This is a genomic window from Streptomyces clavifer, from assembly GCF_036345975.1.
GTDB lineage: Bacteria > Actinomycetota > Actinomycetes > Streptomycetales > Streptomycetaceae > Streptomyces > Streptomyces clavifer.
The window spans coordinates 6,078,329-6,098,092 of record NZ_CP107793.1 but is presented as its reverse complement, the minus strand read 5'-3'; the positions used below and the strand labels follow the sequence as shown (position 1 = coordinate 6,098,092).

At 72.0% G+C, this 19,764-nt stretch carries 12 protein-coding genes; all 12 read right to left on the bottom strand.

What is annotated here, in order from left to right:
- Positions 1-17 precede the first annotated feature (17 nt).
- Positions 18-3,770, bottom strand: coding sequence for a putative baseplate assembly protein (locus OG927_RS26450; protein WP_330320887.1), 3,753 nt, complete (start codon positions 3,768-3,770; stop codon positions 18-20).
- Positions 3,767-6,928 carry a putative baseplate assembly protein gene (locus tag OG927_RS26445; RefSeq protein WP_330320886.1) on the bottom strand — a complete coding sequence of 1,054 codons (3,162 nt, stop codon included), beginning with the start codon at positions 6,926-6,928 and terminating at the stop codon, positions 3,767-3,769. The genes OG927_RS26450 and OG927_RS26445 overlap by 4 nt, the downstream gene beginning before the upstream one ends.
- Positions 6,925-7,302 carry a GPW/gp25 family protein gene (locus OG927_RS26440; protein ID WP_124280769.1) on the bottom strand — a complete coding sequence of 126 codons (378 nt, stop codon included), beginning with the start codon at positions 7,300-7,302 and terminating at the stop codon, positions 6,925-6,927. The genes OG927_RS26445 and OG927_RS26440 overlap by 4 nt, the downstream gene beginning before the upstream one ends.
- The gene (locus OG927_RS26435) at positions 7,299-7,640 is read right to left on the bottom strand and encodes a hypothetical protein (protein ID WP_124280770.1); all 342 of its coding nucleotides are present in this window, start codon (positions 7,638-7,640) and stop codon (positions 7,299-7,301) included. Before OG927_RS26435 ends, OG927_RS26440 begins: the two co-directional genes overlap by 4 nt.
- 22 nt (positions 7,641-7,662) lie before the next feature.
- Positions 7,663-8,193 (bottom strand): phage baseplate assembly protein V, encoded by a 531-nt coding sequence (locus OG927_RS26430; RefSeq protein ID WP_330320885.1) that lies wholly within the window; start codon positions 8,191-8,193, stop codon positions 7,663-7,665.
- Positions 8,194-8,230: 37 nt separating this feature from the next.
- The gene (locus tag OG927_RS26425) at positions 8,231-9,370 is read right to left on the bottom strand and encodes a hypothetical protein (protein WP_124280772.1); all 1,140 of its coding nucleotides are present in this window, start codon (positions 9,368-9,370) and stop codon (positions 8,231-8,233) included.
- Positions 9,363-9,737 carry a LysM peptidoglycan-binding domain-containing protein gene (locus OG927_RS26420; protein WP_124280773.1) on the bottom strand — a complete coding sequence of 125 codons (375 nt, stop codon included), beginning with the start codon at positions 9,735-9,737 and terminating at the stop codon, positions 9,363-9,365. Before OG927_RS26420 ends, OG927_RS26425 begins: the two co-directional genes overlap by 8 nt.
- A 5-nt stretch (positions 9,738-9,742) precedes the next feature.
- The gene (locus OG927_RS26415; protein ID WP_209469467.1) at positions 9,743-10,429 is read right to left on the bottom strand and encodes a hypothetical protein; all 687 of its coding nucleotides are present in this window, start codon (positions 10,427-10,429) and stop codon (positions 9,743-9,745) included.
- Entirely contained in the window at positions 10,426-10,866 is a 441-nt protein-coding gene (locus OG927_RS26410; RefSeq protein ID WP_124280775.1) for a hypothetical protein, read from the bottom strand. Before OG927_RS26410 ends, OG927_RS26415 begins: the two co-directional genes overlap by 4 nt.
- A gap of 251 nt (positions 10,867-11,117) precedes the next feature.
- The gene (locus OG927_RS26405; RefSeq protein WP_330320884.1) at positions 11,118-17,450 is read right to left on the bottom strand and encodes an eCIS core domain-containing protein; all 6,333 of its coding nucleotides are present in this window, start codon (positions 17,448-17,450) and stop codon (positions 11,118-11,120) included.
- On the bottom strand, positions 17,447-17,734 hold the full coding sequence (locus OG927_RS26400) for a hypothetical protein (protein ID WP_124280777.1): 288 nt from the start codon (positions 17,732-17,734) through the stop codon (positions 17,447-17,449). Before OG927_RS26400 ends, OG927_RS26405 begins: the two co-directional genes overlap by 4 nt.
- Positions 17,725-19,764, bottom strand: a complete 2,040-nt coding sequence (locus OG927_RS26395; protein ID WP_209469470.1) for an ATP-binding protein — start codon at positions 19,762-19,764, stop codon at positions 17,725-17,727. Before OG927_RS26395 ends, OG927_RS26400 begins: the two co-directional genes overlap by 10 nt.

Sequence of the window (19,764 nt, the reverse complement as noted above, 5' to 3'; positions counted from 1 at the left end):
GCTCCCTTCCTGGGTGTTCATGCGGTGACCTCCGTGAGGACGAGCGTGTCCGGGACATCCGGTGACAGCAGGACCAGCTGGGCCGGCCGGATCCCGCGGAAGACGCACACCGCGCGGCCCTTCCCCAGGCGCCGGGTTTCCGTGATGTCCGGGTTGAGACGCAGCAGTCCGGCGAGCGTGATGCCGTACCGGGCCGCGATCGAGGTGAGGGACTCGCCGTCCGGTCCGGCCACCCGGTGCACGTCCTCGTCGTACCCGGCGAGGCGGGCCGGGACGGTCGTCCGGTGTTCGGCGAGCGTGTCCGCGAGGCCGGGCAGTCCGTCGGGGGTGAGGGAGGCGGGCACTCCGCCGAAGACGTCCACGTCGACGTGGTCGACTCCGGGCACGGAATGGGCCGTCGCCAGGACGTCCGACAGGTGTGCGGGACCGCCGAGCTCGCGCCGGGAGCTGCCGAACCGGGTGAGCAGGGCCCGGCGCAGCCTCGGCTCGACGGTCCGCCAGCTGTGGTCGCGGGCCACCTTCACCCTGGTCGCGAGGAGGAGCAGCAGCAGTTCGCGCACCTGCACCCGTACGGGGAGCAGGGAGTCGCCGTACCGGGCGAGCGAGGAGCGCAGTGCGGTGAGCACGTCGGAGTCGTCCGCCAAGGGGCTGTCCCGGACCCCGGCGACGGTGATGTGCAGCATCCTCCGTCTGCCGTCGAAGAGTTCGCGCGCCACCGCCCGTCCGATCCCGGCCCGGGAGCGCGTGAAGTCCTCGTAGTCGGCGACCGACACCAGCCGGTCGAGGGCGGACACGGCGAGCGGGATCGCGGTCCGGGTCCGGCCCGGGCCGTCCGCGTCCGCGCCGCCCGTGGCGGGCCGGGGATTGGTGACCCCGGTGACGCCCAGCGGCCGGGTGACCGCCTGGGTGACGCGGTCGGCCCGGACGTTGGCGGCCCGGCCGGTGCCGAAGCGGTAGCGGGCCCGGACGTTCTCGTGGCCGGTGGGCAGCCGGGCACCGTGGACCCCGTCGCCGAAGGTCACCGTCGTCCGGCCGCCCGCGGCGCCGCAGACGTAGACCCGCTCGCGCGGGCCGCGTCCGGCGAGGCTGTCGACCCTGTGCCAGAGCAGTCCGTCGACGCGCACCTCGAGGGCCGGGGTCGCGCCCAGCGGGTTGTCGGCGGGCAGCCAGGTCAGTGGCGCCTGCCAGAGTGCGAACACCTGGTGGGCGAGGTCCGCGTTCCCGTTGCCGATCGGTTCGTCCCGGCTCTCTCCGTGGCCGGCCGCCACGACGTTGCCCCGGACGCGTACGGTGGCGCGCCGGTAGCGGTGGAGGAGGTCGTTCGTCAGGGTCAGCCTCGTGTGGACGTGGTCTCCGGGCAGCACCGGGTCGAGCACCTGCTCGACGGCCGCGATCGTGACCAGTTCGGTGGCCGGCGCGGCGGGGACGTCGGCGCGCTCACCCGACACGATCAGCCGCCGCCCCGGGCGCAGCCCGTCGTACAGCTCGGCCAGTTCCAGCTCGTTGCCGTGGACGTCCTCGGCGAGCGGCTCGTCGGCGGGCCGCAGCGGCTGCCCGCCCGCGTGCACGGTGGCGTCGCGGATGGTGGACAGCAGTACGTCGTGCTCGTCCAGCCAGGGGTCGGCCAGGGTCAGTTCCGTACCGCGGCCGGTGATGCCGAAGTCGGTGTACACGGCGGTGCGCAGGGAGGTGACCCTGGTGGTGACGAATGCGAGCGCCGGATCGCCCGGAATGCCGTCCGGCCGGTCGGCGCCCTTGCGGGGGCGTTCGATCGCGACCCAGCTGCCGACCGTGATCGAGTCCCGCACCGAGTCCAGGGCGATCACCCGCCGGTTCGCGGGCTCCGGCACGGTGGCGATGCCGATCACCACGTTCGCCGGTTCGCCGCCGACCGTGTAGCGCACGGTCATCTCGTAGCCCGCGTGCCTGATCTGCTGGTGCTCGCCGGGGGCCAGACGCCAGCTCCTCGTCTCCCCGTTGTGCACGGCGACGTGGACGCGGCCGTCGTCCGCCGGCCTGGACACGAACAGCGTCCGCTCGGGCAGCCCGTCGAGCAGTTGGGCGGTGACACCGGGCTCCTGCGAGTCGGCGGGACGTCTGTTCAGCCAGCTCGGATCGTGGTCCTGAGCGGTCCGGGTCATGACCGCCACCCGGCCGGGCCCCAGGTCGAACGTCGCCTCCGACGGAAGGTTCTCCGCGTGCTGGACGGACGAACCCGTCTCCGTGTGCTGGAACTCGGCGCGCACCGGCACCTTGCCCGCCGTGTCGAGGACCACCCGCATCGTCGTCAGGGCCGAACCGGTCAGCGGCCAGTCCGCCTGCCTGATCACCCGCCCCCGCTCGTCCTGCACCGGCCGCAGCGGGGCCATCGCCCCGAACGGTGCCGCCGTCACCCGCATCGCCTGCACCTCGTGCAGGAGGGGCGCGGCGGTGGGGGCGGCCCGGCGCCACGCCGGGTACATCCCGTCGGCGATGCGCGGGTCGAGTGCGGCCAGCAGCCGTGCGCCCAGGTCGGAGCCCGGCGCCGCCGGGGACGCGCCGGCGGACGTCCGCCTGCCGCGGGTGGGCCGTACGGCCCCGCTGCGCAGTCCGGGGAGCACCGCGCCGAGCGCCCGCAGCGCCTCCGCCGCCGGTGCGCCGGCGTGCGCGGTCGTGGGGGCGGGCCGGGAGGGTTCCAGGTCCGCCGCCCGGGCGATGACCTCACCGACCGTCGCCTCCAACTCCTCGAACCAGGAAGCCACATCGGGGTGCGCGCGGGAGACGGCCTGCGCCTCGGCAAGGCGCTCGTGGGGCTCCGCAAGCCGTGCCGCGAGGGCGGCCGGTGAGGTGACGGAGTCCAGACCGGCCCGCAGCGGGGCGAGCACCTGGGCGTCGAAGTCGGCGATGAACGGGCTGACCGGCCGTGGATTGGGGTTGCCGGGCGTGGGTGCTCCGTCCTCGACGGCCCGCTCGTCCTCGGTGATCCACTCCCGGAGCAGTTCCACCAGTTCTCCCAGCGACGGCGGGGCGGACTGCTGGAGCCCGATCCCCGTCACGTCGTCCTCGCGGTCCACCCGGAGCCTGGCCACGGTCCGGAGCAGCCGCTGTCCCGGGCCGTCGCCGCTCCGCCCCTTGAGGACGAACAGCAGCCGGTCCCCGGTCCGCAGGCCGGTCGTGGTGCCCGAGACCTGGATCTCGGAGCGCCGCGTCAGCTCCTGTTCGGTGAGCAGCGCGGGCCCGCGCCGGCGCACCGCGAGTTCGTTCCACGAGGCGCGGGCGACCAGGTCGGTCTCCGTCTCGAAGACCTGCGACTCCTCCGCGGAGGTGAGCGGGACGCTGTTGCTGCGCGCCCCGCGCCCCACGATCACCTCCACGTCCACACCCCGGGGGTCCTGGTCCAGGGTGTAGGCGAGATGGGTGCCGGCGGCGATGCCCGGCCTCGGGCGGTGCCCCACCAGGCGTCCGAGCAGCGCCAGCGAGCGGTGCTCGTTCGCGGTGCGCACGTACGCCTCGTCCATGATCCGCTCGGAATGGAACGTCAGCAGGTCGCCGACGACGGCCCAGGAGTCCAGCAGTCCGATCGCCGGATCGTCCGGGGTGCGGATCGTCAGTCCTCGCAGCGCCGGGTACGCCGGGGAGGCGAGCCGGTCCACCATGGCGGCCAGGAACGATCCGTGGTCCCCGACCCGGTGGTCGAGAGCGGTGCGCCCCGGCGGGTTGTACGGGGCCTCGGGGGCCCGGCTTTCGTCGTGTCCACCGCAGCCGCAGCCGCGTTTGCCCGCTCCGCTCATCGGGTGCCTCCGGCGAGTTCGATGGCCAGCCGCCCGTTGTCCGGGCGGTCGGGGTCGTTGTCGCAGCGCGCGACCTCCAGTGCGCCGAGCCGCAGCACGCCCGTCTCCAGGGCCGTGGCGCCTCCGTCGGCCTCGTCGAAGAGCCGGCGCAGCCGGGTCACCGTCACGCTCTCCACCCCCCGCACTCCGGCCGCGGCGGCCACCAGCCGGCTGAGCCGCACCGGTTCGCCGAACACCAGGACGTCGGGATGGAAGAAGCCGAGCCGCCCGTCGAGGAGCCGCCCGCTGCCCAGCAGCCGGTACAGCTCGGCCAGGATCCGACCGTGCTGGTGCCCGGGGGCCGCGCACACCGACAGTGCGACGTCCAGCGGTACGTTGCTCGCGGGGCCGACCACCAGGTCGTGTCCGATCCGCCGGTAGCGCTCCAGCGCGTAGGCCACCGAGTCGAGCAGCTCGGGCTCCGGATCCCCGGCCCCCAGCGTGTCGACGGCGACGTGGGCCTCCTGCACACTGCCCGTCCAGCGGATCTCCGCCGCTGCCCGCTGCACCCCCGGCAGTGCGGAGGCCAGCGCCGCGTAGTCCTCGGCCGTGACCGCGCGCCGCACGGTGCGCCTCAGGTCGAGCGGGGCCAGCTGTCTGACCTGTTCGAGCGGTTCGGGTTCCGTCCCGCCGACCGCGGGCAGCGGATTGCGCACGCCCGCGACCGGCAGTGCCTCCCCGGCATCCGGGTCGCGGTGCAGCACCAGGTGGTTGACGGCCTCCGCACCGACGTTGCCCGCCGTGCCGCCGCCGAGCCGGTAGTGCAGTTCCAGCCGGGCTCCGGGACGGGGCCGGGCACCGTGCCGCCCGTCGCCGAACCGCAGCGCGGTCCGCCCGTCGTCCTCCAGCTCACCGACGACATGCCGGTCCCGGTGGCCGGAGGCGAGCAGGTCCCGCCGCGCGGTCCACTCGTCGTCGCCGTCCACGGCCCTCACCGCAGGCAGCGCGGCCCGCGGATCCTGGACGAGGGCGGCCGCGGGCCCGCGGAGCACCGGCTCGTCCGGGTGCAGCCCGGTCGCGTGGCCGGGGCCCCAGCTCTGCGCGATCTCCCAGGCGATCCCCGCGTCGAGCACCGCACCCGCCCGGGCCCGGGCCGTCAGCACCTGGAGCCTGCGCAGCTTCGGTGCCAGCAGCCGGTCGCCGGCGTGGAGCAGTTCCCGCAGCGCGCGTACCGGGTGGAGGTGCAGTTCCAGGTGCTCCAGCGCCCGCAGCCCGAAGAGCACGGTCAGCTCGTCGATCTCCGCCTCGGTCAGCCCGTCGCGGTCACGGGCGCTGCGCCACAGCTCCACCAGCCGTGCCCGTACCCGCCCGGGCACGGCGGCCAGCCGGTCGGCCTGCCCGGCCGAGACGTGCTCCGGCAGCGGGAACGGCGCCGCCCGGACCACGGGTGAGCGCTGGAGCACCGGCCGGAACCGGGGCCGGATGCCCGGGTACACCACCTGGGCGAGCAGCGCCGCCAGTGCCTCGGCCTGTTCGTACGCCGTGCCCGGCACGACGCTCTCGCGCCGCCGTCCCGCAAGCTCCAGGCCGATTCCGGCGCGCGTCACCTGCTCGTGGCCCACCTGCTCGAAGAGCTCTCCGACCTGCTCGGCGGTGAGCAGCCGTCCGCACCGTGTCTGTTCCAGCCGCTCACCCAGCAGCCGGGCCGGCGCGTTCCCCGCGCCGGCGTCCCCGCAGCCGGAGCCGGACGGCTCGCAGGAGCCGGGGACCGCGGGGTCCGGGGGTACGGTCACCGTCTCCGGGAGCGCCCCGCCGAACGTCAGCGACCGGCCGTGGTCGACGAGGACCACGTTGCCCCGGGCGACGCTCACGTCCGCTACGGGCTCGCAGTGCGGCCCGCCGCGCGTCGACAGGCACACGGGGAGGGCGAGCGCGTCCTGGCGGGCCCAGGTGACCTCCAGCACCGGCTGGTCGGTCAGCCCGTCCACACCAGGGGTGACCGAGGTCAGCCGTACCGCCTGCCGGTGTGCGGGATCGGCGTCGCCCGGCGTACCCGAACGCGCCCCGCGCACCTCCTCGAACAGCAGCAGGTCGCCGGGCGCCAGGGCCAGCGAGCGCGCGGTGCGCTTCTTGTCGGTCCATCCGTCGCGCAGTGTGGCGGACACCGCGCCCGTCGGCAGGACGCACACCTCGTCGCCCCAGGTCCAGAAGCTGATCGTGTTGTGCGCCGGTCGCATTTCGGCCGGTTCGGCGTCCGCCACCGGTTCGAACACCTCCACGGAACCGCGCTCGGCCAGCACCGCCAGCTCGCGGTCCTCGACGACGGTGCCGATCGCGGGCCGGTCACGGATTCCCGGTGTGCGGACGTCGACCGCGGCGAAGCGGAAGGTGCCCGGCAGCAGCGTCAGCCGCTTCGTCACCTCGACGGTCACCAGGGCCCGGGCGTTGCATCCGTCGTGCATCGGATAGTCGATCAGCCGTACGTGCCGACGCACCGAAACCCGCCTGCGGGCGGTGTCGAGGTAGGCCTCCGTCGCGACCGCGTCCTGCTGGTAGCTGATCCGGTCGGCCGTGTGGGCCAGCAGTTCGACGAGCGTCACGCCGAGGTCGGCGGGGTTGCGCTCCACCCAGTCGGGCGTGGTCAGCGCGAGCCGGTCCAGGATGAGCCGGCGTACGGAGTCGAAATCGCGTGCCGTGTAGTCGATGACGGGCGCCTCGACCCGGGGGCCGGGGTCGCCGCCGCCCGTGTCGTCCGCGCAGTCGAAGGGCGTGGGGCAGTCGGTCCGGAAGTCGAAGTCCGCCCCGAAGTAGCGCTGGTCGAAGCCGGGGAACGGCTCCGTGCCGGGACGGCCGTACGCATCGGCCTCCACCACCGACAGCCGGTAGCGCGAGGTGTCCCCGGTGCGGTCGACCGTCACGAGCAGCCGGTCGTCGAGCTCCGCGTCTTCCTCCCGCTCCACGGTCACCTCGACGGCTTCGATGCCCGTGACGCGGCGGCCGCCGTCGATGCGGATGTTCTCGGCGCACAGCCCGTGCGGGGCCTTGCCGAGGAACGTCACAGTCAGGGTCAACCCGTCGTCGCCCACCTCCACGGCGTCCACGCCGTGGAGCAGCGCCGCGCGCACCTTTGCGCGCCTGCCGTCCGTCCGGAGGACCACCTCCCTGCCCCTGCCGCTCATACGGGCCCGCTTCCTTCGAACACCTCGTCGCGGAGGCTCCCGGTGGAGCGCACCACGTAGCGCAGATACACCCGGACGACGTTCTCCTCGCTGACCACGTCCAGGGATTCCACGTCGATGAGCTCGCCCAGCCAGCGCTGGAGCGAGGCCTGCACGGACAGTTCGAGCGCCGAGGCCAGCTCGGGGCTGTTCGGTGTGAACACCAGGTCCAGCAGTCCGCAGCCGAAGTCGGGGCGCATCAGGCGTTCCCCGGGGCTGGTGAACAGCAGCTGCTCGACCAGATCCCGCACGTGCTCGTCGTACGGGGCGTGCGCCGTCCGGCCGCGCCGGTCGCTGCGGAACGGGAACGCCAGGTCACTGCGTACGGTCCTCATCGGCAGGTCACCCCCCGCCGGGGCGCGTCGACGGCCGGTGGGCCCTGCGGCACGAGCGCCGCGCCGAAGCACTGCGCCGCACTCGTGTGCAGCAGGACGAGCGCGCCGTCGACACGTACGCCGCCCGGCTGCGGGCTCCACCGGACGGTGGTGCAGGGATGCGGCACCCCATCGACGGTGTGCGGACACCCGGTCACCACGAAGGTGTCGGTGGCGGTGTGCACGGGCAGGCCGTCCAGGAGGACGGCCGCGTGCCCGGAGGTCGCCGAGGCGCGGCCACCGTGCGGGCAGTGGAGCGTCGCGGTGGCGCTGACGATGGTCCCTGAGCTGGTGGACAAGAGTTCTCTCCCCGTTGTCTGCTTACTGCTTCTTGGCCACGATCAGCCGGCCGTCGTTGATGTCGACCTCGCCACCCGCCAGCACGATCGAGGCGCCCTGGCCGTCGGAGATCGTCACGCCCTTCCCGTCCACCTGGATGTACGCCCCGGTCGCGGCCTGGAGGCGGATGCCTTCGCCGCCGTCCGGCACGTCGCCCATGACGAACTTGTGCCGGTCGGACGTCTGGATCACGACGTTCTGGTGCGCGGGTCCTCCGGTCAGTGCGTCCGGCGGGAGCTCGGAGGTGGCGCCGTACCAGCAGCCCGTCCAGATGGGAAAGCTGACGTCCCCCTGTTCGAACTCCACCCATACGCCCGCCCCTTCGGCGGGCACGGCGTACTGCCCCGACTGCGGTCCCGTGAACGGCAGGCAGGGCATGGCCCAGGTGGACGTCTCGTCACCCAGGACGTCCGGCACCTTGACCGTGACCCGCCCGATCCTGAGGGGGTCGTCGTTGCTCACCACCCGCCCCCGGAACTTGCCGAGGAAGTTGTTGTTCGGTCCTGCAGCCATGCGTAGTTCTCCTGGTCCGCCACCGCTGCCGCGGCCGCTACGGTCGTACGGTGCCGCTCCGGGCGATGAGGCCCTCGCGCGAGAGCGTGAAGTTCTGCTGGTACGAGCCGGGCCTGATGGTGTGGGTGACGGACTTGACGAAGTAGTCGCCGTCGTACGTCACCCCGGCGCCCCGGACCCCGACCAGCTCACGCGGACGCAGGATGTAGCCGTGCCGGTTCACGTCCAGCGATCCGGAACCCGAGATGGCGTCGGCGGACAGGGCGGCCCGCGCGAGCAGCTCCGCCTGCGCCTGCGCCGACTCCTTCTTCGCCGTGCCGGACAGCGTCCGCCGTTTGAGCGCGGGAGTGGCGCGGCGGCCGAGCGGGGGGCGCAGCGGCCGGATGTCGGGCTGCGGCAGGAGCCGGCTGTTCCTGGTGGCGGGGTCCTGCACCCGGGCCTGCGGTTCCTCCCTCGCCGTCCCGTCGTAGGCGAACGTCAGCTGGTCCACCGTCGAGTTGACGTCCATGTTCACGTTGAGCGCGTGCTGGCGTTGTCCGACGCGGGGCTCCGGGCCCCAGACGGCGGTGGAGTGGCCGGGGCGGGGCCCCGGTTCGAGGTAGAACGTGTAGCCGTTCGCCCGGGCCAGCTCGTTCACATAGCCCAGGTCGGTACCCGACTGGTAGTCGACCCGCAGCTGTTCGCGGGGCGGCTGTTCGATCTGTTCCTGGAAGACGCGTGCCTCGATGCCGTAGTCGGCGTACTTGGAGAGGATGCGGGCGACGCGTCCGGAGGGCCGGAGGTTCGGGTACCGGTCGGTGCGCTCCTCCAGGTCCATGAGGAGGGTCAGGTCCTCACCGGTCACCGTGAGGGTGGAGTGCCCCGGCTGGTTGCTCGTGCCGACCTCCTGGCGCACGATCAGTCCGTCGAGCAGCACCCATGCCGTGCCCTTCACGCTCACGGAGAGGATCACCCGGGTCTTCGGGTCGAAGAACCCTTCGGGCAGCAGCAGCCGGGACAGCGCGCCCTGCTTCGTGAGGTCGAACGCCAGCTGGAATCCGCTGCGTTCGCCCGCGGTGGCGGTGATCTGGGCGGACAGCAGTGCTTCGACGACCTCGGGCGGGACGGGCCGGGTCAGCCGGGGCCCCGTCTCCAGGGTGATGTGGATGGGCCCGCTCCCCACGGGCTGGTCAGACATACCGCGCTCCCGTCCCTGGGAAGCCCCCGGCGTGCGGGACGGCGATGGTGCGGCCCGCCTCCTCCGTCAGCTCGTGCGGGTCCAGCACCGGGTTGGCGTCGGCGATCTGCCACCACTGGCCGGGGTCGCCGAAGTACCGCTGTGCGAGCAGGTCCGGGCGGTCTCCGCTGCTGACGGTGTGCGGGGCGCTCTCCCGAGCCGCCTCGTCCAACGCCGGCAGCAACCGCCGCTTCGTGTACCGCACCTCGGTCCCGTCGGGCATCCGGTGCACTCCGATCTCGGCGTCGTGGTAGCGGCTGGAGCGCGGGTAGGGGTGGGCGCCGGGTATGGCGTCCAGGGCGTTCTCGTACGGTTCGATCTCCGCCATCTCCTTCAGCCCCTCCCCATGACGGTGCTGCCCCCGGCCAGTCCCAGCGAGGTGAGCCCGCCGCCGCGCGCGGCCCTGGCGAGCTGCTCCTTCTGCGCGAGGTGCGCCATGTACAGATCGGCCCCGCGGTGCCCGGCGGGCAGATCGCTGACGCTGAGCACCTTCATGCCGATGCCGAGGCTCGCCCGGATCGGATTGAGGTGCACGTCGAACGCCGACTCGTTGATGGACAGTTCGGTGAGCCGCACGGGCATGACGCGCTTGCTGCCCCAGGTGAAGAGGGTCAGCGGCATCTCGATCGGGCTGATCTCGATGGTCCCCTGCCTGGCCAGCCGGCCGGCCTCGCGCAGCTGGGCGGTGGTCGGGTGCACCAGCATTTCGAGGGTGGCCAGCTCGGGGTGGATCCCGTCGGGAGCGGCGACCTCGAACTGGTCCGTGGAGTCGATCTCGGCGGTGAACTTCCAGGTCTCCTGGGCGGGCCCCTTGAGCCTCAGAGCCTCGTTACGGTCCCCGGACCCGCTGCCGCCTCCCCCGGAATCCCCGCTCCCGCCAGCGGACTGGGGCGCGAGGCTGCGTTCCAGGGTGTCGGGGTTGAACTGGAGGACGATGATGCGCTGGGGGGTGCCGCGTTCGGGGTCGACCACGACGATTCCGGAGCGGATGGGCTTGGGGATGTCGGCGTAGCGGGTCACAGACGGGCCTCCAGCCGGGCGTGCCAACCGGAGTGGTCGACGTTCGGAAAGATCCGCGGAAGCGCGTCGGCCATGTTCACGATCCGCTCGGCTGTCCGCTGGAACTCTGCGTCCCCCAACGGGGCCTGGGTGAAGAGGTGCTGCCAGTCGAACGCGCCCTTGGTGAAACGGAGAAGACCGACGTACGTGCTGTAGTCGAGGTCCATTTTCCACAGTCCGCGGTCGTCGTCGGAGAACCACACCTCGGGGTTGGTCACCGCCGGCTGCAGCCTGATCGCGGCGAACGAGCCTGCGCCGGTGAAAGGAGCATCGTCGATGACGCGGAGCTCCCGTCCTATGCGTTGTTCCTTCTTCGAGTGGAAGGAGGATGCGAATGGGGGCGGATCCTCGCGCACCGCTTGTGCCAGAGGAGTGAGAGAGAACTCACCGGTGATCAAGGGGTACGGCTCCACCGTCTGCCACTGACTGCCGATCTCGGAGAACCGGACAGACCGCTCGTAGAGGGATGGGTCGAGCGGTGGGCCGTCCTCCGAACCTCCCGCATCACGGGATGGGTCTTCCCGGGTGATGGGCCCTTGGACGTCCCGGAGTACCTGTACCCCAGGATTTCTCCGGAGATCTTCCTGGACCTGGACCCATTCCTGCTCCCATGCCGTCAAGTTCGTCATTTCGATTTCTCCGCGATCACCTAGAAGGTCAGCCGTTTCTTGCGCGCGGCTCTCCTGAGGAGGACAAGAGCCTCCAGTCTGTTTCTGTGACTGCCACCCGTATGGGTCTCGTCGGACTCCCCCGGCCGCAGGTGATCTCCCACGTTGAGCGCCCTGCTCAAGGCGCGCATGTTGGCGAACGTCTTGCCCCGGCCCCGATTCGGCTGCGTCAAGTCGGATATGCGCTTGGCGAAGTACAGGCTGACTCCGGTCGCCCTGCGGATGACATGTGCGTCATCCTGATTCACGTCGGCGACGGGTGACGGCAGGTCCTCCTTGTGCGGTGGCGGCTGGAACCCGCGCGACCAGATCCCGGCGGCCGGATCCCGCTGCCAGTGGCCGTGGGGATGGCCATATCCTCCCCAGGTGACGGACACGGAATTCGGGAACCCCGGGAATGTGCCGTCACCGAAGTAGGAAACGTTGACGTCGTACCAGATCATCTTGTTGATTTTCCCCTTCCATTTGGAGTTCCGGACGACGTTGCCGAGTGACTTGGCGGCGGGATGTTCCACGGACGTCGCGGCATCCTTGTTCTGGTCCCCGCGCGCGGGGACGAGGTTGGAGGTAGTGGCTTCACCTCCCAGCGGCGCAGGTAGCAGGTGCATGCGTACCCACGCACCGCCCCTGCTGTACTTGGGGGAGACCGCGTCCCACCCCTTGGGCAATGCGTTCAACCTGTCTTTCGCTTCCGACCCCGCCGGTGTCGTCGGCTTGATGTGATGGGCCTTGAGACTCGGAGCCCTCTCCGGCCCGTCCTTGAAAGGTGGGAGTTTCGTCGGCGGGAGCGGGGGCTCGACGGCGTTCTGCCGCCTCAGATAGTCGTTGCGGTCCTCGCTGCTTGTGTGGCCGCCCGTGACGGGCATGGACGGGTTCAGTCGCGCCCTGACCTCGAAGTCCTGGTCGTGGGACTTACCGAGGCTCGTGAGACGGTAGTGAGCGCGGAGCCCTTCGAGCATGGCGCGGTGTGAAGGCTGCGAAATTCCGCTCTCGAGCTTCGCCTCGATGACAGGGCGAATGCGCGCCACGATGGCCCGCAGACGGTCGGCCTTGGAATCGTCCTCCTCGTCCTTGCGCCGGTCCCTTTCCGTCCTGGATTTGGGCCTGCCCGGGCCGGTCCTGCTTCCGTCCTTGCCCGGGTTCCTGCCGCCCTTGCCCTTTTCCTTGTCCTTGTCCTTGTCCTTGTCCTTGTCCTTGTCGGACCTGGGCTTCGGGTCCTTCTTCCCGTCCTCGGGCTCGGGCTTCTTTCCGCCGTTGTCCCTGTCGGGCCCGGGCCTGCCCGCAGTGTTCTTGTCATCCGGCTTCGTCCTGGGCCGGACCGGGTCCTGGTCCTTCGGCTTGTCCGGGCCGTTCTTGTCGTCGGCCACCCGCTTCGTGGAGTCCTTGTCGTCGCCCGGTCGCCTGCCCGGGGTGCCGTCCTTCGGGCCGGGCTTCGTGTCCGGCTCGGTCTTCGGCTCGGCCGGGGGTTCCGGTTTCGGCTCGGGCTTCGGGGACGGCGTCGGGCGGGTGGCCGGCCTGGCGTCGTCCCTGTCCTTGCCCGGGGTGGTCCTGGGCTTCCCGGGCCCGGTGAGGTCCGGCTTCGCGCCGGGCCTCGGGGACGCGGTGGTGGTCGGGCGGTTGCCGGGGGGCGATGTGTCCCTCTTCGGGACCTGCTCCCGGGCCTTCTTGTCGCCGCCCTCGTCGTCCGAGCCTCCGCCGTCCCTGTTCTTGCCCTTGCCCTGGCCCTTGCCCAGGCTGGCGGCGACCCCCTTCAGCCGCCGGCCCACCTTCGCCACGTACTTGCCGATGCCGCTGAGCAGTGCCTCGTAGGCCATTTCGAGCAGCGCCACGATGCCCGCCGCGACCGCCTTCGCGAAGAGGATGCCCGCGCCCCCCTGGCGGACCGCCTTGAGCCAGGAGATGACCGCTCCGATCGCCCGCAGGATCTCGCCGAGCGCACCGATGGCCACGCGGATCGCGTCGATCACGGCCATCGCCCACCCCGCGCCCGGGATCAGCTTGGCGATGACCTTGGTGATCACGATCTCGCCGATGATGAAGGGGAGTTGCGGAACAATGGCGTCCCACGTCTCCTTGATGATCTTCTCCAGGGTGAAGCCACCCTTGATCAGCTTCTCGATGACGGCCCTCGGAATGCCGATGATCTCTTCGATCTTCGACTGGAACCACTGCTTGACGGCCGCCCGAACCTCCCGGAACAGGTGGTTCTTCGCTCCGTCCACCGCGGAGTTCTTGGCGCCGCCGAGCCATCCGCCCGGGTCACTGAGGAAGTCGACTGCGATGAGCATGAAATCGCCGAGTGCGGCGAGCAGCGCGGCGGCGAAGTCCAGCACCGACCTGATCGCGTCCACGACTGCCTTGACCACGTCCCGCAGCATCTTCTTCAGGAGGTCGAGGATGCTGCTCAGGAGCTTGCCGATGTCGTCCAGGAGATCCCTGACGGCCTGCTTCAGCGCTGTGGCGAGCCTGTTGACGAAGGCGATCGCTGCCGCGATCAGCCCCGTGATGGTCTTCCTGATGCGGTTGGCCAGTTCGACGACGGCCCGAACCATCGACTTCGCGAACTCGATCAGGTCGTTGATCAGGTTCTTGATCGCGTCGGCGATGAACGTGCGGGCCTCGTTGATCCAGCGTTCGACCGTCTCCTTGAAGTTCTTGATGACCCCGACGACCGCGTCACGTGCCGCCTTGATGACGCGGACGATCGCGTCCTTGATCTCGATGACCTTCTTCTTGATCCAGTCGAAGGCCTTACTGACCCAGTCGCCCGATTCCTCGACGCTGTCGTCGCGCTTCTTCTCGGCGTCCTTCTCGGCCTTGGTGTTCTCGTCCTGGATCTTCTTGTCGCCGTCGGCCTTCTCCTTGACGACGTCCTCGTCGGTCTTCTTCTCCTTGTCCTTGACGTCCGTGCGGACCTTCTCGTGCCGCTCCGTCTTCTTGGTGCCGAGGGTCTTGAGTTCCGCGTCCTGCTCGGTGCGCCAGTCGGCCCGCTCGGCGGTGACCTCGTCCAGGGCCTTGTCGCGCGCGCCGGCCTGGCTCCGGGTGTTGGTCGCGATCTCGGCGTCGACCTTCGCCCTGTGCTTCTGCTGCGAGTCGCGGAAGTCCGCGTCCCTGGTCTGACGTCCTTCCGACATGCCCTTCCGGCCATCGCTGAACGCCGCCCGGAACTGCGGTCCGCGCTCGTGCTCAGCCACCTCGGAGGCCGCCTCGGGGGGTACCGCCCCGGTCCCGGCGCCACCGTCGGGTGCGCCGCCCCCACCGCCCTGTCCGCCGGGGACCTTCGCCGTCATCTGCTTCTTCGGAGCGTTGGGGTAGACCTGGTTCTCTCCCATCGGGCGGGCGGCGTCGTCCCTTCCCGCCGCCACCGTTTCCCGGCCCTTGGTGTCGACGGCCGCGCCCTGCTCGCCGGCCGTCCGCTCGGCGGCGCCTTCCATCTCCACACCCGGCGCGTTGCCCGCCTGGGCCTTCCTCAGCGCTTCGTCCCTGGTCGGCAGCCCGGCGAACTTGGCGGCCAGTTCCGACTCGTCGATGTCGGCGCCGAAGAAGTTGGCGACCTTGGCCAGGCCGAAGCCGAGGGCCATCTTGAAGGTGTCCCAGCCGCCCGGCTCCTCCGCCTTCTCCGCCTCGATCTGGCCCTCGGGCTCCCTGGCCCCCTCGACCTCGGCCTTCTCGCCCTTCGGGGCCTCGGACCTCGCCGCCGGATCCTGCGCGTACCGGGCCGGCGCGTCGGCCTTCGGCCTGCCCTCCAGAGTCTGCGGGGCGCCCGCCGGGCGCAGCATCGAGGGCGGCGCGGCAGCGAGGGCCTTGTGCTCGTCGCCGACGGTGCGGTCCACGGAGCCGCTCACGCCGGTCATCGCCTGGAGTGCTTTGTGCGGCTTGAGCTTCGAGGCGGTGGACAGGCCCGCTTCCGGAGCCACTCCGGAGAGGTTCGGGGCCGCTCCTGAGCTTTTCCCCCTGCCCGGTCCGGCAGCCTTCGCTCCTCCGCCTCCGCCGCCTGACCCCCCGGGAGCGGGGGCCGGCTTTGACGCCGCGGCCCGGGGAGCCGGTGCGGTCTTCGCCGCTGTCGGGGCGTCCTGAGTCTTCGTGGCCTCGGGGGCCGCGGTGGGCACGGGGGTTTCCGGCGCCGGGCTCTCCGTACGGGAAACGGGCCCGCTCTTCGCCGGGCCGCTGCCCGTCGACGCGCTCGGTGCGCCGCCCGACGTGTCCACAGCGGAACCGCCGGAGACATGCGTGTCCCGTGCGGGCGAAGGGGCCCGCGAGCCCGCCGCCGGTCCGCTCCGGCCCGTCGGAGCCGCGTCCGCCTTCTTCTGCTCCTCCTTGACCGCCGGCTCCGGCGCCGTCGCGTTGCCGGCCACCGCCTGCGGCGAGGCCTTCTCCTGCGCTGCCGCCGCGCCGCCCCCGGCTGGAGTGCCCTTCTCCTCCTTGTCTGCCGCCTCCTTCGCGTCGCTTCCGGCTTCCGACGTGCCGGGTGCCTCCTCGACGGCCATCTGCGCGGCAACGGGACCGGCCTTCGGGTCGGCGCCGCTCTTGGGGTCCCGGGAGCCCGTCACAGGCCGCACCTCGGTGGCCTGTTCCAGGGCGATCCCGCCGAGCAGGGAGTCCCCCTGCGTGCCTTCGTCCGCCTCGGCCGACGGGACCGTAGCCGGAAGTGCGACGGCACCGTCCTGCTCGGGCTCGGACTCCGCCGCCGCGTCCTCTGCGTCCTCCGCATCCCGCTCTGCCTGCACCCGATCGGCCCTGGTCACCGGAGGCGCGGGGAACGACGGGGTGGCGGACGGGTAGGAGTCCGGCGTGTCCGCCGTCGGTACGGCGGACACGTCGAGGTCCTGCGTCGGCAGGAAGTCCTCCGGACGCAGCGTGACGTCCCAGGCGCTCGGCTCCCCACCGCCGACCTCGACCTCCGACGCGCTGCCGGTACCGAACGGAATGTCGTCGGACTTCTCCTCCGGGCCGTCGAGATCCTGGGCGCGTACGCCGTCGAGCGTGCCGAACGCCCCGGACAGCTGGGCGTCCTTGCCGGCCGCGGACGGAGAACCCGTGGGCTTCTCCGAGCCGCCCTTGTCCTCCGGCTTCAGCTGCTGACCCGCCACGAGCGCGTCGACGGCGCCCGGACGGTTCCTTGCCGCGGACTCCTCCCTGCTCGCGGCCGGGGCGCCCTGCTGCTCCTGGCCTTCCTTGCCTTCGCCTGAGCCTGCGGTCTCCGCCCCACCGCCGGAGGGCGAGGACGAGGCGGAACCCGAGGAGGCGGACGATGCCTGCTGCCGGGGTGCGGCGGCCGGCGCCGCAGAAGCGGCACCCGGGTCCCGTCCCTGCCCCTGCCCCTGCCTCTGCCCCTGCTCGCCGCTCCCCCTGGAGCTTCCGTTCTCCGGGGTACTGCCGGGAGCGCCGCCCTCGTCCTCCTGGTCCTTCTCCGGACCCGGCGCGGGCGCGGGCTGCCGCTCCTCTTCCCGCTGCTCCTCCGCCGACCGCTGCGCAGTCTCGCGCTCGTACCGCAGTTCCCCGACCGGATCGCTCTCGGCAGCCGGGGCGTCGAGCGAGCTCCGCTCGAGGTCGTCGTAGGCCTCCACCTCGTCGACGAGGTCGAGCAGCCGCTCGTGCTCCGAGCTGAGCAGCCTCGTCTCCAGGCGCTCCAGCACGGTGTCCTGCAACTCCTCGGGCAACCGCGCCAGTTGCCTTCGGGTGCGCTTGGACCGGTCCTCCGGGTCGCCGCGCAGCGATCGTACGACCGAGTTGGCCAGCCGCTCCACCAGCGTTGCCGGATCGATCTGCTCCAGCCGGTTCCGGTCCGCGTCCACGGTCGCGTACCGCAGCCAGCCGGGCGTCGACTGCCCCTCCTCGACCTGGGTTCCGGCCTCGCCGTCCCGTACGGACTCCTGCGCCGCCGACTCCGCCTCACGCTCCATCGCCTGCTGCGGCAGGCTCACTTCGCCCAGGTCACGCCCGGCCCGCAGCGCACCCAGACCGTGCGGGTTCTGCACCGTGTGCAGCAGCTCGTGGGCGAGGAGGCGCTGACCGTCCGGTGTGCCGGGACGGTAGGCGCCCTCGCGGAAGAAGATGTCCTGCCCGACCGCGACCGCGTCCGCACCGAGCATCTCGGTGAGCGCGCCCGCGTCCCGGTCGGTGTGCAGCCGTACCCGGCCGAAGTCGTGGCCGAGCCGTTCCTCCAGCTCCCGTCGTACGCTCAGGTCGAGCGGCTGGCCCGCACCACTGACGATGTTCTTCGGCTCGGGCGCGCGGGTCGCGGCACGCTCTTTGCGCTTACGGCGCTTGCCGGCCTGGTCCGGCCGCGTCTCCTGCGAGTGGGACGTACTCATCGAGTCACCTCGCCCCCGCCCGAGAGGCCCGTGTGCACCGCGCGCGCCAGCTCCTGGCCGAGCCGCCGTGCGGAGAGCGACGCGGGCAGCGGGGGCAGCCCCGCCAGGGCGTCCAGCGCCTGTCCGCCGTCGGCGGCGAGCGGCACGCCCCGTTCCCTTACGAGCCGGCCCAACTCCGCCTGGAAGGCCTCCGAGACGCGTTCCGGGTCCACCGTGCCGAACCCGTCGAGGACCAGCTCGCCGATGTCCACCCGTACGGTGCGCTGCTGCTCGTTCAGACCCATCCGTGCACCTCCGACGGTGTCAGGGAACGGTCGAGTTTCAGGTACTCGGTACGGGCGGCCTCCAGCATGTGGCGCATCTGGAGCCGGTCCCCCTCCTCCGCCGCGAGGAACGCGCCGGACAGCGCGATGTTGCGGATGGAACCACCCGCCACGGTCAGGCGCGCGAGCAGCGCAGGGTCGACGCCCTTCGTCGGCGCCCGCGCGGGCAGGACCCGGCGCCAGATCTCGGCGCGCTCGCCCTCGCCCGGGAACGGGAAGTCGACGACGAAGCGGATACGGCGCATGAAGGCCGTGTCCAGCGCCTGCTTCATGTTCGTCGTGAGGATCGCCAGTCCCCGGTACGCCTCCATCCGCATCAGCAGGTAGCTGACTTCGAGGTTGGCGTACCGGTCGTGGGAGTCCTTGACCTCGCTGCGCTTGCCGAACAGTGCGTCGGCCTCGTCGAACAGCAGCAGTGCGCCCCCCTGCTCCGCGGCGTCGAAGACCTTGCGCAGGTTCTTCTCGGTCTCACCGATGTATTTGCTGACCACCTGGGAGAGGTCGATGACGAACAGGTCCAGGCCCAGCTCGTTCGCCATCACCTCGGCGGCGAGGGTCTTGCCGGTGCCGGAACCGCCCGCGAAGAGCGCGGTGACGCCCAGCCCGCGGCGCAGCGTCCCGGCGAAGCCCCACTCCTCGTACACGGTCGGCCGCTGCCGTACGTGCGCGGTGATCTCGCGCAGCACCCGCAACTGCCGCTCCGCCAGGACCAGATCACTCCAGGCGGCCTGCGGTTCGATCCGGCGGCCGAGCTCGTCCATGCCCATCCGGGCCTCGGCGAGGCCGGCCTGCCAGGCCAGGCCGGTGGCGTCCAGCTGGTCCTCGCCGGGCAGGTCCCTGGCCACGGTCGCTCCCGCCGAACGGACCAGATGGGGCGGCAACGAGAACTGGGCGACGAGGTCACGCAGGTCGCCCTCCGACACGTCCGGCACATCGGCGAACGCCTCGGTCCACACCCCGAGCTGCTCGTCCGCGCCAAGCGGCGGCACGACGACGCGGGTACCGCGGGGGCGTGCCGTCTGCCGCGGATCGGTACTCGACACGACCAGCGGGACGGCCGCGGTTCCGACGAACGCATCGGTGGCAGCGGACTGTTCACGGTCCAGGTCGCCGACCTCCACGAGCAGTGCCGCAGGCAGCAGAACCGCCTCGCGTTGCCACAGACGGGCCAGCAGGTCACGGGGGGCCGGCGCGGACGGAAGGTCGGCGGCCGACATCGCGTAGAGGCCGAGCCCCGAGTCGCGGGCCGCCGCCGCGGCGATGTCCGCGCGGGTACGGAGATCACCGCCGACCAGCTCGACCCGCAGCGGCACATCGCGGCCCGTCCCCGCCCAGCCCGCCGCGACCCGGCCCGCCGCCAGCTCGTAGGAGGCGGGCAGGGTTTCCGGTGCGGTGGTCCGGCGCAGCAGGCCGTGCAGCCTCGCGTCCAGGTACGGCGAGCCGGCCAGGAAGTGCAGGATCCGCTCGTCGAGCCGGATCCGGGACGTGGCCAGCCGGGTCTCGTCGTCCAGCTCCACGATGCGCCAGCGCCGCAACGGGGCGACGGGGGTGAGGGCGCTCCAGTGCGGATCGCCGAGCGCGGCAAGGGCGAGCGAGAAGGTGGGGTACGTGCGCTCCGGATCCCCGCAGGCCGCGGCGCAACGGGCACCCGTCGTGGGGTCCAGCTCGGCCGCGGCTGCCAGCAGGACGATCTCGCGTTCGAACGGGCTGAGGCCGAAGCAGGCGACGAGGGCGTCGAGAGCCGCGGGGCCGGGAAGAGCGCCCGGTGGGGCACCGACGGCGCTTCCCGGTGGAGTGGTTCCGGAGGCGGACGCGGCAGGACCGGCTGCGCTGCCGGACGGGACGTCGGTGGCCGGGCCCGAGCCGTGTGTCGCACGCCCGGCATGGCTGTCGATGCGGGCGAGGACGGCGTGGACCTCGGTCAGGAGCGCCCGCCCCTGTGCTGCGGCGCTGCGGCCCTCGCTCCGGCCGGCCCCTTCGTACGTGCCCAT

Coding starts and splice junctions, on each gene's coding strand:
- OG927_RS26425 (WP_124280772.1), bottom strand. CDS start 9,370: ATGTCTGACCAGCCCGTGGGGAGCGGGCCCATCCACATCACCCTGGAG.
- OG927_RS26420 (WP_124280773.1), bottom strand. CDS start 9,737: ATGGCGGAGATCGAACCGTACGAGAACGCCCTGGACGCCATACCCGGC.
- OG927_RS26395 (WP_209469470.1), bottom strand. CDS start 19,764: ATGGGCACGTACGAAGGGGCCGGCCGGAGCGAGGGCCGCAGCGCCGCA.
- OG927_RS26405 (WP_330320884.1), bottom strand. CDS start 17,450: ATGAGTACGTCCCACTCGCAGGAGACGCGGCCGGACCAGGCCGGCAAG.
- OG927_RS26400 (WP_124280777.1), bottom strand. CDS start 17,734: ATGGGTCTGAACGAGCAGCAGCGCACCGTACGGGTGGACATCGGCGAG.
- OG927_RS26445 (WP_330320886.1), bottom strand. CDS start 6,928: ATGAGCGGCAGGGGCAGGGAGGTGGTCCTCCGGACGGACGGCAGGCGC.
- OG927_RS26440 (WP_124280769.1), bottom strand. CDS start 7,302: ATGAGGACCGTACGCAGTGACCTGGCGTTCCCGTTCCGCAGCGACCGG.
- OG927_RS26430 (WP_330320885.1), bottom strand. CDS start 8,193: ATGGCTGCAGGACCGAACAACAACTTCCTCGGCAAGTTCCGGGGGCGG.
- OG927_RS26450 (WP_330320887.1), bottom strand. CDS start 3,770: ATGAGCGGAGCGGGCAAACGCGGCTGCGGCTGCGGTGGACACGACGAA.